Consider the following 15,384-nt stretch of genomic DNA (forward strand, 5'->3'; position numbering starts at 1 on the left):
TCTCTAAATTGGCTTAGGCATTTGCTTCTTTGTCGAGGCGTTTCAGTTCAATCTTTTCTGCAAGTCTTCTGGCGATGATTGGTTTAAATTTGACTTGGCGTTGTTGCTTTTTTACAAATGGGTATAACTCCAAATCGGCTTTCATTCGATCATCTGCATTTTCATATTTATTGGTACCAACCATCACAAAGGCTGTTTTTTGTAGTTTTTCTTCTTCATTCTTAGCACTTGCTTCTATAGATTTGGTAATGTTGCCCTTAAAAAGTTCACTTAAATAGCCATCATTTTTTTCTATGTTTTTAAATTCATCTAAGGCTTTTTGAGCTAATTGCTGGGTTAACTCTTCAATGTAATAACTGCCATTTGTAGGGTTGTATACTTGATCAAAATAAGATTCATGTTTTAAAATGAGTAATTGGTTACGAGAAATACGCTCGCCAAATTCATTCGTTTTATGAAAAATTTCGTCGTAAGCTAAATTATTAACCCAATCGGCACCACCAAGCACAGCACTCATACATTCGGTTGTAGTCCGAAGCATATTAACATTATAATCGTATATGGTTTTGTTACGTTGGCTTGGTTCAGCAATTATTTTTAAGGTAACATCTACTGAAAATGAATTAGCTAAACTATTGATTAACAATCGATAGGATTTTAGTTTAGCGATTTCAAAAAAGTAATTAGAACCTGTTGAAGTAATAAGGTTAAGTTGAATGGTTTTTGGTAATGCTTGGTTATGATTCAAATAGTTGAAGTATTCGCTAAGCACCGCTAAACTGAAGCTTAATTCTTGATATTTTAAGGCACCAGCATTTTGAAATAATCGCGCATCGATGGAAAGCTGTGGCTTTAAATGCTTCAATTGTGCAAATTGTTGAATGATGGCTAAATCTTCAGTTTCAGATTTCTGCCAATCACCCTGAGATGACAATTGCTTAATCGGGTCAAAGTTAAGTAGAATATCAATATTCAGTTCTGCACTAAATTCATCTAAATGCTTTAAAAACTCCTGTTCAAGTTTAAGAAATTCTAGCATTACGGGAACCTGTAAGTTGTCGATTTCTTTTAGTAAATCAAATAATTTTGTATTGGCTTCCGGGACAATTAACCATAGAGATTCGGCGCCGCGATTGGTAACATCATTTACTATTTTGGTAACAGCGGTATAATTTTCGAGATATATTTTTTCTGTAATTCGCCAACCTTCTGTAATTGGTAAATCTATGTTTTGATGCGTGTCTTGATGATAAAAAGGTTTTACGTCAAAACCTTCGTCAGAGTGATCAATTAATTTTTCGTTATAATCGGCACCTTTTAAATCGGCTTGAATTTTTTGTTTCCAAGCTTTAGAGGTTATCGGTTCAAAATCTTTAAATAATTTTTCGGCCATGTGGTTTAGTTTTGTTGTAAACTATCTTCGTACTCGATAATATACACTTCTTCATTGGGACGTTTCATGAAATAATTTTCACGAGCGAAGCGTTCTATTTCTACGGAGTCATTAAGGGTTTTAAAGGTTGCTTTGTCTTTAGCTATTTCATTAATATAGTATTGCTTGTTTTGTTTAAGCTCTTCTATGTCTTGGTTGAGTTCATGATGTATTAGCCATGAATTCGTGTCTATAAATAGCATCCAAATTATAAATAAACTTAGGGTTAAAATATATTTGTTGGTAAGTAATTTAAACCAGCGTTTATGTCTTAATTCGTTTAACTTCATGGGATAAATTTACAAAAATTAAAGCTAAAGCTGTGTGTGCTATATTTAGATTTTAAATTTGATTTAAACCAAACGTTCTTTAATAATTGTTTGAACAATATCAATAGCTACCGTATTAAAGCGATTGTTTGGGATAATAATATCAGCATATTCTTTAGTGGGTTCTATAAATTGTTGATGCATCGGTTTAAGGGTAGATTTATAGCGGTTAATAACTTCATCAAGGTCACGACCACGCTCATTAATATCGCGTTTGAGGCGTCGCATCAGGCGTTCATCGCTGTCGGCATGTACAAATATTTTAATATCAAACATTTTACGAATGTCAGGATGTGTAAAAATTAAAATTCCCTCAACAATCATCACTTTCCGAGGTTGCGTTGTGATGGTTTCATGGGTTCGGTTATGCGCTTTAAATGAATATACTGGTTGTTCTACAGATTGGCCTGATTTTAGAACTTTTAAATGATCTACTAGTAAATCAAAATCAATTGATTTAGGATGGTCGAAATTGATTTTTGTACGTTCTTCAAAACTTAGATGCGAGGTGTCTTGATAATAAGAATCTTGATAAATTACATCAACTTCATCATGCTGTAATTCATTTATAATTTGATTTACAACTGTTGTTTTACCACTTCCTGTACCACCAGCAATACCAATAATTAACATGCGTTCACTTTTGGTGTAAAAGTACACAAGCCCTAGAAATTATAAAATTAATCTGTCAATAATATTAAGTAATTCAATCCTTAATATTTAGAATTATTTAATTTTTGCGTTTAAACTCTCGTTAATTTGGTAGTCTAACTTAAAGATTTAATTACATTTAATAAAATTTTAAATATGAAATTATCTTTATCATTTTGCTTTGCTTTTAGTCTATTGGCTTGTGCACAAGAAGATACATCAATTACAACAATTGAAGTTGATTATGAATATGAAATTATTACAGACCAAGTTAATATGCCTTGGGGATTTGATTTTTTTGATGATGGACGGATTGTAATTACTGATAAATCTGGAGAAGTCTATTTATATGATGATGGAAGTACAACTAAATTAAGCGGATTTCCTGAAGTCTACAATCGTGGTCAAGGCGGCTTGTTAGATGTTAAAATACATCCTGAATATCCAGAGCAACCTTGGATTTACTTTACCTACGCTTCAACCGAAGGTAAAGCTAAAGGCGGTCACACTGCTTTTGCACGTGCTCAATTAACAGGCTCACAACTTACCGATTTTGAAGTTTTGTATAAAGCTTCACCAAACACCACTAAAGGCGTACACTTTGGTAGTCGTATAGAGTTTGACCGTCAAGGTTATGTTTATATTTCAATTGGCGAACGTGGCGAACGCGACGTAAACCCTCAAGATATTTCACGTGATGGAGGTAAGATTTATCGTTTTCATGCAGATGGTCGAATTCCAAACGATAATCCGTTTGTAAATGAAGACAATGCCAAGAAGGCTATTTATTCTTATGGACACCGAAATCCACAAGGTATGGAAATACACCCACAAACTGGTAAAATTTGGGTGCATGAACATGGGCCACGTGGTGGAGATGAAATCAACATCATTAAAAAAGCGGCCAATTATGGTTGGCCAGTGGTTACTTACGGAATTAATTATTCAGGAACAAGTATCACCGATGAAACTCAAAAGCCTGGCATGACGCAGCCAATACATTATTGGGTGCCATCTATTGCGCCTAGCGGTATGGCCTTTGTAAACTCAACCAAATATCCGCATTTAAACGCTAATTTACTAGTAGGCTCACTCAAATTCATGTACTTAGAGCATTTAGAGTTAGATGGAGATAAAGTTGTAAAGCGCGAAAAAATACTCGATAAAATAGGTCGTGTAAGAAGCGTAGAACAAAGTCCTGACGGCTTTATTTATGTTGGAGTAGAAGGTGTAGGTCTAGTAAAAATACTTCCAAAGTCTTAATATGAAAGTAGTTGTAATCTCTTCATTTTTGTTGTGCTTATCTGTATTGTTCTGGAAACCTGAGAGTAGTTCTATAAATTACTTTGAGCAAAGCCAACTCACCGAGAGCATCAAGCGTGGAGAAATCGTTTATAATAATTTCTGTATGCGCTGTCATTTACCAAATGGCGAAGGTGTTGCAGGTGTTTATCCGCCGATAGCAAAATCAAATTGGCTAATCGAAAAACGAACTGAGAGTATTAAAGCTGTAAAATATGGCTTAAAAGGCAAAATTGAAGTCAATGCTAAAGTTTATAATAATATGATGTCGCCAATGGGTTTAAGTGATCAAGAAGTGGTTGATGTAATGAATTATATCATGAACAACTTTGAAAACAAACAAAAAAAGCCTGTTACACTTTCTGAAGTTCAAGCTATTAAAAAATAATTTTAAGCTTCAGGCAACCCTTTTTGAAATTATGGCGTCTATATAAACAAGAGACGCTTTGTGAAAATAATAAATTTACATACCAAGCTTGAAAAGCTAATAGCAAGAGCTAAGCAAAACGACCGTCGTGCACAGCATGAAATTTATAAACGTTTTGCTCCCAAGTTACTGAGTTTAGCAAGATTATACATTGCTGATGTTCAGTTTGCCGAAGATGTTTTGTCACGGAGTTTTGTGAAAATTTTTAATAAGATTCATCAATTCTCTTCAAACGACAAAGCTTTTCCAGCTTGGTGTAGGCAAATTTTAGTACGTGAAGCTATCGATTTTTTAAGGCGACAGAAGGCTATTGAATTTCCATCTCATGAACTAGAGCATTTAGCCATTACAACTGATGATGAGACATTAAATTATACCCAAATAGACCAAATACAAAGCTGTATTGATCGATTACCCAGTGGTTACAAACTGGTGTTTAACCTTTATGTAGTTGAATCTTATACACATAAAGCTATAGCTGAAACTTTAGGAATAAGTGTAGGAACTTCAAAGTCGCAACTCTCTAAAGCAAAAAAAATGATTATGAACCTACTTCACGATCAAAAGCAATTGAACGGATGAAAAATTTAGAACAACATATTAAATCTAAAATCGAACAGCGTGAAATTCAGCCCAGTGAACATGCTTGGTTTAAAGTAGTTGAAGGTTTAGAGCAATCACCGCAACGCAAAAAACGGCCATATCTATATTTTATCGCAGGGCTTGCAGCAGGTTTAGTTTTATTTTTCAGTTTACAAACTTTATGGTTTTCGCCTAGCAACAACTTAGATGTTCAACCAACAAAGCTCGTTTCACCAGCATCAACTTCAAACACAGTTCCCCAAAGTGTATTAGCCGTTAGCTCTCATTTGAAATCTCAAGATATTCTAATTAAAGCAAAGCTTCCACAGTCTAATCCTATACATTTTTCTAAGTTTATAATTGTTAAAACCCTAAATAAGCAATCTTTATATCTTCCTGAAACCACTGAAGATTTAGCAAACTCACTTTTAGCCGAAATTGAATTAGAACTTAAAGAACAGCCAAATTCAGCACCCAAGGATAAATTAACCGAAGTTGATCGTCTACTAGCACAAGCAAAAGCGCAGCTTCAGCCGCAACAAAGACAGCTTGTAAGCCATGTTACACCAGAATTGTTATTAGCAGATGTTAATGCACAGCTAGAAGATGATAATTTCAGGGATAAAGTTTGGGCAGCCATAAAACTTAAATTTAATCAAGTGCAAGAGGCACTTACTCAACGTTGATATACTTATAACTTAAAAACCATTACCTATGATTAAAATTGCATTTTATATCGCAACAGTGCTTGTTATGTCTAGTTATGTAACAGTAAACGCCCAAATGACAACTGTTCTCGACAGCCTTTCTGTTGAAGATCAACAAGAAGTTCAAGAACTCATGGATAAAATTGAAGCACAAGAAAAAGAACAATTAAAACTAAAAGTCAAAGCGATTAACAAAAACTTAGAAGCTAAAAAAATTACTGTTAATGAGGCTGAATCACTGAAACAAAAAGCGGCACAAACCGCAGCTATGAATATACAAGAGCGACAACAACTCGCCAAATTATACTTATCATATGCCATTAGAAACGATGTTGAATTAATTGATTTGAGTGAAATGGACTTAAACCTTGACCTTAATTTACCACTAGATCGTCTTAAGCGATATACAGATACTATTGAACTAGATTTTACACCATTCTTTAAATACGAGCGTATTATAAAAGATGGTGATCAGCGTGAAAATAATTTAGTATTTGGTGTTAAATCTTCAGATACTATTTCTAAAAACAAACAATATAAAATAGAATCACGCACAGACTCTCGATTTATTCTTGGTTTTGGGTTTAATAACAGTTTTAATGAAAATGATTTTGGTAATGAAAACTATAAGTTTGCTGGGAGTCGTTACTTTAGTTTTGGGTGGAATTGGAGTACGCGTGTATTTAAATATTCAAATTTTTTACGATTTAATTACGGTGTAGAGTTTCAATTCAATGGATTAAAACCACAGGATAATCAGATTTTTGTAGAAAATGGCAATCAAACCGTATTAGAAACTTTTGAAGTAGAATTAGATAAGTCAAAATTCAGAATGGATAACCTTATCATTCCTCTACATTTAGAATTAACTAATTCTAGAAAGAAAACCACAAAAGACCAATATACCTATTTTACAGATCCTGGTGTTAAGTTTGGTTTTGGGGGTTTTGTAGGTCTTAACTTATTAAACACCCAAAAACTTAAATACAAAGAAAATGGCGATAATTTTAAAGTTAAGCAGCGCACTGATATGAATACGAATAATTTTTTATACGGTATAAGTACTTACATCGGTTGGGATAATGTTCAACTTTACGGTCAGTATAACTTAAACCCTTTATTTAGTGATAATACAGTTGACGAGCATAATATTCAAATCGGTATGCGATTTGAAATAGATTAATTTTCATCATTTGTTTTAGTTAGCTAAGTCTTGATTGACTAATAAAAACGGCTCATTAGAGCCGTTTTTAATTTGAGCTAACTTTTTGCAATTGCATCTATTCGTGCAGCTAAATCAATATCTTTTTGGGTAATTCCGCCAGCATCATGTGTATTAAGACTAATATTAACCTTGTTGTAGACATTGTCCCAATTAGGGTGATGCGTTAATTCTTCAGCTTCAAATGCTACGCGAGACATAAAAGTAAATGCTTCTTTAAAATTTTCAAAAGTAAACGAACGCTTAATGAAATTACCATCTTGACTCCATTGGTCAAGTTCATTTAAGGCTGCTTCTATTTCTGTTTTTTGGAGTGTTTGCATAACTTATAATTTTACAGAGTTGTAAATAATGTCTTCAATACTTATGTACAAATGTTCGGGGAGAACATGTGTTTTAGGTAACACTGCAATATAACGATCTCGATTTGAACTATAAACGTTTTTGAAGAGAAAGTGATCGTAACCCAAAGCTTTCCCAATATCTTTAATTAAATCTTTATGGTGAATTAAATCGCGACTACCTAAGTGATAAATGCCTTCTAAATCTTGATTTATGATATAATGCATTTGCTGGGTAAATTTTTGATGGGTTGTGGCATTTATAACAACATTTGGGAAAACTTCAACGGCTTCATCAAGTTCAAGTAATAATTTCAACTCCTTTATTTTAGGTGAGTTATAACCATAAACCATCGGTAAGCGTATGATGTTGTAGAGGTGATTTGGTAATCTCATTAACCGATTTTCGATCTTGATCTTGTAGCGACCATAACTACTTTCCGAAAGGGTTTTATCATACTCATAAGATGGATAATTAGTGAAAGCATCAAATACATTTGCAGATGAAATATACATCAACTTTTTATTGTACTTTTCTAGATACTCACAAATTTCAAAATGCGTATAAACTTGTCCTGCAAAATTACCTTTTAGGCAAGAAATAATTAAGTCGGGTTGAAGTTCAGAAAGTAAAAAGTGAATAGAGTCGAGCTCAAAATCCCACTCAAAAAACTTATTATTGTTGTGTAAATCTTTATCTGGCGTGCGGTATGTGCCATATACATCAAAAAAGGCATAAAGCTCTCGGTAGAGTTCGCTACCGAGAAATCCACTTACACCTAAAATTAATATTTTTTGTCCACCTTTAATAGGGCTTATTTTTTATAAAATGGAGGTTTCACCGTTATTCCAGCGACTGTTTTTTTGCGGATTTGTAGTTGTATAGGTGTTCCGAATTTACTGTATTCAGCTGAAACATAACCCATGCCAATTGCTTTTTTTAAACTTGGAGACATTGTTCCTGAAGTCACTTGGCCAATCGGATCGCCATTTTCATTTAAAATAGCATAACCTTGACGCGGAATTCCTTTTTCAGTCAATTCAAAAGCGATAAGTTTACGTTGAGGTCCAGCTTCTTTTTCGGCTTTTAAAGCCTCTGCATTAATAAAGTCTTTTGTGAATTTTGTTATCCAGCCTAATTTAGCTTCTATTGGCGAAGTTGTCTCATCGATGTCATTACCGTACAAACACATACCCATTTCTAGTCGTAATGTATCACGGGCTGCAAGACCGATTGGTTTTATGCCATAAGGTTTACCAGCTTCTAAAACGCGACTCCAAATTTGTTCTGCATGTTTATTTTTAAAGTAAATTTCAAATCCACCACTTCCAGTATAACCTGTTCCAGAAATGATAACATCTTCAACACCAGCAAAATTGGCAACTTCAAAATGGTAAAATTTAATTTCTGATAAATCTATTTTTGCAAGTGATTGCATGGCTTCAACAGCTTTGGGTCCTTGAACAGCCAACAAGCTATACTCATCTGAAGCATCGATTACTTCAGCATCAAAGTTATTATGCTTAGTTACCCAATTGAAATCTTTTTCAATATTAGAAGCATTAACTACCATTAAAAACTTATGAGCATTAAAGCGGTAAATAATCAAATCGTCAACAATACCACCTTTTTCATTTGGCATACATGTATATTGAGCTTGGCCATCAATTAATTTACTAGCATCGTTGGTTGTAATATATTGAATTAGCTCTAGCGCTTGTTTACCTTCAACAAAAAACTCGCCCATATGCGATACATCAAACACGCCAAGATGTTCTCGAACACATTCATGTTCACTATTTACACCTTCATAAGAAACAGGCATTTCATAACCTGCAAACGGAACCATCTTAGCACCAAGTTGATGATGAATATGGTTTAAAGCTGTTGTTTTCATACGTATTAAGTTTTTTTGCAAAGTTAGAATTTTAGCTGAATTAGACTGTGATTTAAAGCGGTGATTAGCTTTATTTGTTGCGATAAAAGCCGTATGTTTAAGTTAAAATTTGGTTATGAAAATTTATAATCCGCAACAATTAGCAGAGCTAGACAAGTTAACCATTATAACGAAAGGTATGAGCTCCACAGACTTAATGGAAAAAGCAGCTGAAAATGCTATAGCTAAATTGAGGTCTATCCTTCCATTATCGACACCTGTTTTGGTCTTGTGCGGCATGGGCAATAATGCTGGAGATGGTTTTGCTATTGCTCGATTACTTAAACAACAGCATTATCAGGTTGAAGTTTTATGGCTAAAGTTTGCCAACCAATTGTCTAAAGATGCCCAAATCAACTATAATCGTTTACCAAAAGAAATTACGATAACTGAAATTGATGAAAATCAAACAGACATTAAATTATCAAAACAACGCAATTATATAGATTGTATTTTTGGTCTTGGCCTTAACCGTCCGATGCCTAAATTTGTTGAAACTATAATTGAAGATATAAACCAGAAAAAAGGCTTAAAAATAGCAATTGATGTCCCTTCTGGAATGTATGCTCACCAAGCTAATCAACCTAAAGATGTTCGGTTTAAAACCGATTTATGTTTAACATTTCATACACCAAAGCTCAGTTTTTTCTTTGCTGAAAATGCAGCATTTTTAAGAGAATTTAATATTGTAGATATCGGACTTGTTGAAGACCATAACTTTACTGCATCATTATCATGGGACTACTTGACTAAGAAAGATTTGCTCAAAATATATAGACCAAGAAAACAATTTTCACACAAAGGAAGCTTTGGCCATGCACTTTTAATAGGTGGTAATACTGGTATGCACGGTAGTGTTATTTTATCTGCTGAAACTGCTTTAAGAAGTGGTGTTGGTAAATTGAGTGTTCATTCTAACGCCATAACTAACCAGATATTATTAACCCGACAACCTGGAGCGATGACAACTAATATAGATCAAGACCTTTCTTTAAACTTAGCTGAAGTACTCCTGAAAGGTTTTGATGCTATAGGTTTGGGAATGGGATTAGGACGTACAGCTGAAGCAAGTAAAATTGTTTCAACTGTTTTTAAAAATATTCAAAAGCCAGTTTTACTAGACGCAGATGCGCTTTATGTTATTTCTAAAGATGAAGCTTTACGGCCTCAAATTCCACCAAAATCTATTTTAACACCACACATAGGCGAATTAAAAGGCTTGATAGGAGATTGGCAAACGAGTTATGAAATGTTAGATAAGACCAAAGCCTTTTCTCAAAAATATAATGTAATTGTTGTTGTAAAAGAAGCCTTTACCAAAGTAGTTAATCATGACCAGGTTTTTATAAACTCTACAGGAAATCCAGCCTTAGCAACGGCTGGTTCTGGCGATTGCTTATCTGGTATTATTACCGCTTTAATGGCGCAGAGTTATGAGCCCTTGAAGGCTGCTATTTTAGGTGTGTATTTACACGGTAAAACAGCAGATTTGGCTTTGTATCAAGAGTCTAAAGAAAGTTTTTTAGCATCAGATATTTCAAATTTTATAGGCCGAGCTTTTAAAGAGTTTGAGTATGAACAAAACTAAAAAAATGTTTAATTTCGCAATCGTTTGAAATTAAACTCCTATGTCTCAAATTCATTACATCAGCGATGCGCATTTAAGTATAGATCAAATTGAAGTTTTGCTTCAAGGTAACTTTAAATTGGCGTTATCTAAGTCCGCTAAGGCTTCAATTTTAAAAGCTAGACATTATTTAGACCATAACTCAGCTATAAACGAAAAGCCTTTTTATGGTATAAACACTGGTTTTGGATCGCTTTGTAATATTCAAATTTCTAACGAAAAGCTTTCTGAACTTCAACGAAATTTAGTTTTATCACATGCTTGTGGAACAGGAGATTTAGTTGATCAAGAAATCGTCAAAATAATGCTGTTGCTAAAAATACAATCTTTAAGCTATGGTCACTCAGGTATTAGTTTAGAAGTTGTTGAGCGACTTATTTATTTTTATAATCACAACATCATTCCTGTTGTTTATAGTCAGGGATCTCTTGGTGCATCTGGAGATTTGGCACCTTTAGCTCATTTGTCTTTACCTTTATTAGGCGAAGGCGAAGTTTATGAAAACAAAACCAAAGTTGAAGCAAAAGAGGTTTTAAAAACTCATCATCTGCAAGCGCTAGATTTACAATCTAAAGAAGGCTTAGCGCTTCTAAATGGGACACAGTTTATGAGTGCTCACGCTGTATATGCATTAATAGAAACAAAAAAGTTGATTGATTTGGGTGATTTAATTTCGGCCGTTTCTATGGATGGTTTTGATTGTAATTTATCACCATTCGATGCCTTGGTTCATCAAGTTAGACCACATCAAGGCCAAGTTAAAACTGCTCAGCGTATTTTAGAACTCCGCCAAAATAGCCCAATTGCTCTAGCTGAAAAAAAACACGTTCAAGATCCGTACTCGTTTAGATGTGTCCCGCAAGTTCATGGCGCAACTAAAGATACTTTCGAGTTTGTGAAAAAAACCATTGAAATAGAAATTAATGCGGTGACCGATAATCCTAATATTTTTGTTGATGAAAATAAAATAATATCAGGCGGAAATTTTCACGGTCAGCCAATTGCTCTACCTATAGATTATTTAGCAATTGCTTTGGCTGAACTCGCAAATATATCAGAGCGAAGAACATATCAGTTAGTATCAGGCCTACGCGATTTACCAGATTTCCTAGTTGATGTGCCAGGTCTAAACAGCGGTTTTATGATACCACAATATACAGCGGCAAGTATTGTTAGTCAAAATAAACAATTATGTACTCCAGCTTCGATTGACTCTATTGTGTCATCTAACGGTCAAGAAGATCACGTTAGTATGGGCGCAAATGCAGCAACCAAGCTTATAAAGGTGGTCGAAAATGTTTATACCGTTTTAGCTATTGAATTATTTAATGCTTCTCAAGCTTTATATTTTAGAGAACCACTTCAGAGCAGTGAAGAAATTCAAGACTTTATTAAAAAGTTTAGAACAAAAGTTCCATTAGTTAAAGCCGATAAATTTATGGCAGCTGAAATTAAAGCATCGATTAATTTTTGTAAATCAACCGATGCTTCACAATGGATTATTTAGCCTTTTTACTTTTTATCATTTCTTCGAGCATGTCCCACATCTGCTCAGGAATTTGATCGAGTAAATTAAACTGTCCAGCACCTTTTAACCATTCGCCACCATCAATTGTGATTACTTCACCATTAAGATAAGCTGAAAAATCAGAGACTAAAAAGGCAGCTAAATTGGCAAGTTCTTGATGGTCACCGACACGTTTAAGTGGTACTTTTTTAGCTAAATCAAACTTGTCTTTTAGTTCGCCTGGTAAAAGTCTATCCCAAGCGCCTTTAGTTGGGAAAGGTCCTGGCGCAATAGCATTAAATCTAATGCCATATTTTGCCCATTCTACCGCTAATGATCGTGTCATGGCTAAAACACCAGCTTTAGCAGTTGCACTTGGCACTACGTACGCTGAGCCTGTCCACGCATAAGTAGTTACAATATTTAGAACCCTTTTGTTGGTTTCTTTTTTGTCAATCCAGTATTTTCCGAGCGCTAGCGTACAATTTTTTGTGCCTTTCAAGACAATATCAATAATGGTATCAAAAGCATTACTTGATAAGCGTTCAGTTGGTGAAATAAAATTACCAGCGGCATTGTTAAGTAAAACATCAATCGAGCCTAGCGCATCATGGGCTTCTTTAAGCATCTTTTCAACTTGATCGTAATGTCTTACATCGCACTGTAAAGGAATACATTTTGCATCAACATTAGCACTAAGGTCGTTTGCGGTTTGTTTCAGTTTATCTAAATTTCGTGAGGTAATTACCACATTGGCACCGAGTTCTAAAAAGTATTTGGTCATTGATTTTCCTAGTCCAGAACCACCACCAGTTACAATAATATTAGTGTTTTTTAAAGCGTCTTCACGCAACATTTTGTCAGTATAAGCCATTGTATTTTCTTTTGATTACAAGTTACGATTTTTTCAAACTTTAAGATTGAAGTTTGTAATTTTTCCGTTGACTAAAAATTTACATCTTGTTGTCGATTTTCGGTTGAAGTTAAAGCTGAGAGTTTTATCACTTTAGATTAAAATATACTTGTTAGAAGATGAATTAAGGCTATTGCAAAACAACTTAGTGCTACTTTTTTTAATTCAGGGTCTAAGTCTTTTGGATTAGTATAATTAACGACTTTCTTTAAATGAATGAGTAAAGGAATACATCCTATTAAACTTAACCATTGATCATTCTCAAACCGGAAATATCCATAAAAAACTAAACTCAGTATCGCTATACAAATGAGGCTTACGTGATAGATTTTAGCAAATTTCTTTCCATGCTTTACTACTAAAGTGAATTTGTTCGAATTGCGATCACTATTTTCGTCGCGAATATTATTGAGATTGAGCACCGCAGCTGATAACAGACCAATACTTGTTGCTGGCAATAATTGAATTGCGTAAAATTGATTTGTCATTAAATATTGACTCCCTAAAACAGCTACCAAACCAAAAAAGACAAATACAAATACATCACCTAAACCTCTGTAGCCATAAGCTGTATCTCCAACAGTATATTTAATTGCGGCTAGTGTTGCTAAAATGCCTAATGCAAAAAATAGGAGCGAGGCTAAAAAATTTTCTTGGCCAAAGGCTTCATAAATTAATGCAACCGCTAAAATTAAACCAATAATGCTGTTAATAATTATACCACGTTTAAGCTCTTTATCTGTTAAGGCGCCACTTTGTAAAGCACGTTGAGGTCCAAGTCGCTCATTATTATCGGTACCTTTAACACCATCGCCATAATCATTTGCAAAATTAGATAAGATTTGGAAGCTAAGTGTTGTTAAAATAGCAAGCCAAAATATGTTTTGTTTAAAGGCTTGTTGTTCAAATGCTAAACTACTACCCATTAAAATACCAGCTATTGAAAGTGGTAAGGTTCGCAATCTCGCGGCCGAAATCCAAGCTTTAAATTTTTGCATTAAATCCCTGTATAATTTTGTGGTGTAATTTGCTTTAATTCTTGCTTAACTTCATCACTAACTTCTAAGGTTTCAATAAAAGCTTGAATACTTTTTTGGTTTATTACTGAGTTTGTTCTTGTTAAACCTTTTAAAGCTTCATAAGGGTTTTTGTATGCCTCGCGACGTAAAATGGTTTGAATGGCTTCTGCGACAATAGCCCAATTTTGTTCTAAGTCTTGATTAATTTTCGACTCGTTTAATAGTAACTTTTCTAATCCTTTAGCTGTAGACTTTAAAGCGATTAAACTATGAGCGATGGGCATACCAATGCTTCTTAAAACAGTTGAGTCGGTTAAATCACGTTGTAATCTAGAAATGGGTAATTTAGCAGAGAGATGTTCATATAAAGCATTGGCAATGCCTAAGTTTCCTTCAGAATTTTCAAAATCGATAGGGTTTACCTTATGTGGCATTGCTGAAGAACCAACTTCACCTGCTTTAATTTTTTGCTTGAAATAGTCCATTGAAACATAAGTCCAAATATCACGGTCTAAGTCAATTATAATTGTATTGATTCGTTTTAGGGCATCAAAAGTTGCAGCAAGATAATCATAATGCTCAATTTGTGTGGTCGGAAAAGAATATGTTAAATTTAGACTTTTTTCTACAAATTTTTGTCCAAACGCCTTCCAATCAATTTTCGGATATGCAACATGATGTGCATTGAAGTTGCCAGTTGCACCACCAAACTTAGCAGGCATTGGTGTTTTTTCGAGCGTTTTAATTTGCTGTTTTAATCTTACGATAAATACTTCAATTTCTTTTCCTAAACGCGTAGGTGAAGCTGGTTGCCCATGTGTTTTGGCAAGCATAGAAACATGTTTCCACTCGCTTGATTTTTGCATAAGCGCTTCGACTAACGATTTCAATTCAGGAATATAAACCTGTTCTAAACCATCTTTTAAACTTAAAGGAACTGCGGTGTTGTTAATGTCTTGTGAGGTTAATCCAAAATGAATAAACTCTTTTGATTTTGTTAAGCCTAAATCATCAAATTTAGATTTGATAAAGTATTCAACTGCTTTAACATCATGATTGGTGGTTGCTTCTATTTCTTTAACAGCTTCAGCATCTTTACTGTTGAAATTATTATAAATAGCACGCAGTTGGTTAAATAAGTTATGGTCGAAGTTTTCGAGTTGTGGTAGTGGTAATTGGCATAAGCCGATGAAGTATTCAATTTCTACACGAATACGATATTTTATTAAGGCCTGCTCACTGAAAAATTGATTTAGGTCTTGAGTTTTAGAAGCGTAGCGTCCGTCAACTGGTGAAATAGCGTTTAAAGCAGTCATGTTTAAGATTTTAAGACGCTCGCAAATATACATTATTAGGCATAAATTTTAGCTTAAATGTACTGAAATAAG

General features: G+C 34.1%; 16 protein-coding genes. 7 read left to right on the forward strand and 9 right to left on the reverse strand.

Annotated features, from left to right (window positions below; genetic code table 11):
- Positions 1-13: 13 nt before the first annotated feature.
- From IMZ30_RS09705 to udk, 3 genes are all read right to left on the reverse strand, one after another.
- On the reverse strand, positions 14-1,393 hold the full coding sequence (locus IMZ30_RS09705) for a methylmalonyl-CoA mutase subunit beta (RefSeq protein WP_207038111.1): 1,380 nt from the start codon (positions 1,391-1,393) through the stop codon (positions 14-16).
- Positions 1,394-1,398: 5 nt separating this feature from the next.
- Positions 1,399-1,722 carry an FtsB family cell division protein gene (locus IMZ30_RS09710; RefSeq protein WP_207038112.1) on the reverse strand — a complete coding sequence of 108 codons (324 nt, stop codon included), beginning with the start codon at positions 1,720-1,722 and terminating at the stop codon, positions 1,399-1,401.
- A gap of 63 nt (positions 1,723-1,785) precedes the next feature.
- Positions 1,786-2,394: a uridine kinase gene (gene udk, locus IMZ30_RS09715; protein ID WP_207039709.1), complete on the reverse strand. Its 609-nt coding sequence runs from the start codon at positions 2,392-2,394 to the stop codon at positions 1,786-1,788.
- Positions 2,395-2,568: 174 nt separating this feature from the next.
- Here udk and IMZ30_RS09720 point away from each other — a divergent pair, with 174 nt between their 5' ends.
- The 5 genes from IMZ30_RS09720 to IMZ30_RS09740 are packed head-to-tail and all read left to right on the forward strand — an operon-like array spanning position 2,569 to position 6,613.
- On the forward strand, positions 2,569-3,675 hold the full coding sequence (locus tag IMZ30_RS09720; RefSeq protein ID WP_207038113.1) for a PQQ-dependent sugar dehydrogenase: 1,107 nt from the start codon (positions 2,569-2,571) through the stop codon (positions 3,673-3,675).
- Position 3,676: 1 nt separating this feature from the next.
- Complete coding sequence (locus IMZ30_RS09725) at positions 3,677-4,102, forward strand: c-type cytochrome (protein WP_207038114.1); 426 nt, start codon at positions 3,677-3,679, stop codon at positions 4,100-4,102.
- A 60-nt stretch (positions 4,103-4,162) separates the two neighbouring features.
- Entirely contained in the window at positions 4,163-4,723 is a 561-nt protein-coding gene (locus IMZ30_RS09730; protein ID WP_073192944.1) for an RNA polymerase sigma factor, read from the forward strand.
- The gene (locus IMZ30_RS09735; protein ID WP_207038115.1) at positions 4,720-5,409 is read left to right on the forward strand and encodes a hypothetical protein; all 690 of its coding nucleotides are present in this window, start codon (positions 4,720-4,722) and stop codon (positions 5,407-5,409) included. The genes IMZ30_RS09730 and IMZ30_RS09735 overlap by 4 nt, the downstream gene beginning before the upstream one ends.
- A gap of 28 nt (positions 5,410-5,437) precedes the next feature.
- Positions 5,438-6,613 carry a TonB-dependent receptor gene (locus tag IMZ30_RS09740; protein WP_207038116.1) on the forward strand — a complete coding sequence of 392 codons (1,176 nt, stop codon included), beginning with the start codon at positions 5,438-5,440 and terminating at the stop codon, positions 6,611-6,613.
- Between the two features lie 77 nt (positions 6,614-6,690).
- Here IMZ30_RS09740 and IMZ30_RS09745 read toward each other — a convergent pair whose 3' ends face one another.
- Genes IMZ30_RS09745 through gcvT form a run of 3 tightly spaced genes read right to left on the reverse strand, consistent with a single transcriptional unit; the run spans position 6,691 to position 8,891 of the window.
- Entirely contained in the window at positions 6,691-6,975 is a 285-nt protein-coding gene (locus tag IMZ30_RS09745) for a 4a-hydroxytetrahydrobiopterin dehydratase (protein WP_207038117.1), read from the reverse strand.
- Between the two features lie 3 nt (positions 6,976-6,978).
- On the reverse strand, positions 6,979-7,812 hold the full coding sequence (locus IMZ30_RS09750; RefSeq protein WP_317194399.1) for a sugar nucleotide-binding protein: 834 nt from the start codon (positions 7,810-7,812) through the stop codon (positions 6,979-6,981).
- Positions 7,809-8,891 (reverse strand): glycine cleavage system aminomethyltransferase GcvT, encoded by a 1,083-nt coding sequence (gene gcvT, locus IMZ30_RS09755; protein WP_207038118.1) that lies wholly within the window; start codon positions 8,889-8,891, stop codon positions 7,809-7,811. Before gcvT ends, IMZ30_RS09750 begins: the two co-directional genes overlap by 4 nt.
- 115 nt (positions 8,892-9,006) lie before the next feature.
- Between gcvT and IMZ30_RS09760 the strand changes: the two genes are divergently transcribed.
- A complete protein-coding gene (locus tag IMZ30_RS09760) occupies positions 9,007-10,518 on the forward strand; it encodes an NAD(P)H-hydrate dehydratase (protein ID WP_207038119.1) in 1,512 nt (503 codons plus the stop codon).
- Between the two features lie 40 nt (positions 10,519-10,558).
- Positions 10,559-12,064, forward strand: coding sequence for a histidine ammonia-lyase (gene hutH / locus IMZ30_RS09765; protein ID WP_207038120.1), 1,506 nt, complete (start codon positions 10,559-10,561; stop codon positions 12,062-12,064).
- Here hutH and IMZ30_RS09770 read toward each other — a convergent pair.
- From IMZ30_RS09770 to purB, 3 genes are all read right to left on the reverse strand, one after another.
- Positions 12,057-12,938 (reverse strand): SDR family oxidoreductase, encoded by an 882-nt coding sequence (locus IMZ30_RS09770; protein ID WP_207038121.1) that lies wholly within the window; start codon positions 12,936-12,938, stop codon positions 12,057-12,059. The genes hutH and IMZ30_RS09770 overlap by 8 nt on opposite strands.
- A 137-nt stretch (positions 12,939-13,075) precedes the next feature.
- The gene (gene menA, locus IMZ30_RS09775) at positions 13,076-13,975 is read right to left on the reverse strand and encodes a 1,4-dihydroxy-2-naphthoate octaprenyltransferase (protein ID WP_207038122.1); all 900 of its coding nucleotides are present in this window, start codon (positions 13,973-13,975) and stop codon (positions 13,076-13,078) included.
- A complete protein-coding gene (gene purB, locus IMZ30_RS09780) occupies positions 13,975-15,312 on the reverse strand; it encodes an adenylosuccinate lyase (protein WP_207038123.1) in 1,338 nt (445 codons plus the stop codon). Before purB ends, menA begins: the two co-directional genes overlap by 1 nt.
- Positions 15,313-15,384: the final 72 nt, after the last annotated feature.

The organism is Psychroflexus sp. ALD_RP9 (genome assembly GCF_017311165.1).
Classification (GTDB): domain Bacteria; phylum Bacteroidota; class Bacteroidia; order Flavobacteriales; family Flavobacteriaceae; genus Psychroflexus.

What these genes read in the sequence shown, in the direction of transcription:
- IMZ30_RS09745 (WP_207038117.1), bottom strand. Translation starts at nt 6,975, where the DNA reads ATGCAAACACTCCAAAAAACAGAAATAGAAGCAGCCTTAAATGAACTT.
- gcvT (WP_207038118.1), bottom strand. Translation starts at nt 8,891, where the DNA reads ATGAAAACAACAGCTTTAAACCATATTCATCATCAACTTGGTGCTAAG.
- IMZ30_RS09760 (WP_207038119.1), top strand. Translation starts at nt 9,007, where the DNA reads ATGAAAATTTATAATCCGCAACAATTAGCAGAGCTAGACAAGTTAACC.
- menA (WP_207038122.1), bottom strand. Translation starts at nt 13,975, where the DNA reads ATGCAAAAATTTAAAGCTTGGATTTCGGCCGCGAGATTGCGAACCTTA.
- IMZ30_RS09705 (WP_207038111.1), bottom strand. Translation starts at nt 1,393, where the DNA reads ATGGCCGAAAAATTATTTAAAGATTTTGAACCGATAACCTCTAAAGCT.
- IMZ30_RS09710 (WP_207038112.1), bottom strand. Translation starts at nt 1,722, where the DNA reads ATGAAGTTAAACGAATTAAGACATAAACGCTGGTTTAAATTACTTACC.
- IMZ30_RS09720 (WP_207038113.1), top strand. Translation starts at nt 2,569, where the DNA reads ATGAAATTATCTTTATCATTTTGCTTTGCTTTTAGTCTATTGGCTTGT.
- IMZ30_RS09740 (WP_207038116.1), top strand. Translation starts at nt 5,438, where the DNA reads ATGATTAAAATTGCATTTTATATCGCAACAGTGCTTGTTATGTCTAGT.
- IMZ30_RS09725 (WP_207038114.1), top strand. Translation starts at nt 3,677, where the DNA reads ATGAAAGTAGTTGTAATCTCTTCATTTTTGTTGTGCTTATCTGTATTG.
- IMZ30_RS09770 (WP_207038121.1), bottom strand. Translation starts at nt 12,938, where the DNA reads ATGGCTTATACTGACAAAATGTTGCGTGAAGACGCTTTAAAAAACACT.
- udk (WP_207039709.1), bottom strand. Translation starts at nt 2,394, where the DNA reads ATGTTAATTATTGGTATTGCTGGTGGTACAGGAAGTGGTAAAACAACA.
- IMZ30_RS09735 (WP_207038115.1), top strand. Translation starts at nt 4,720, where the DNA reads ATGAAAAATTTAGAACAACATATTAAATCTAAAATCGAACAGCGTGAA.
- purB (WP_207038123.1), bottom strand. Translation starts at nt 15,312, where the DNA reads ATGACTGCTTTAAACGCTATTTCACCAGTTGACGGACGCTACGCTTCT.
- hutH (WP_207038120.1), top strand. Translation starts at nt 10,559, where the DNA reads ATGTCTCAAATTCATTACATCAGCGATGCGCATTTAAGTATAGATCAA.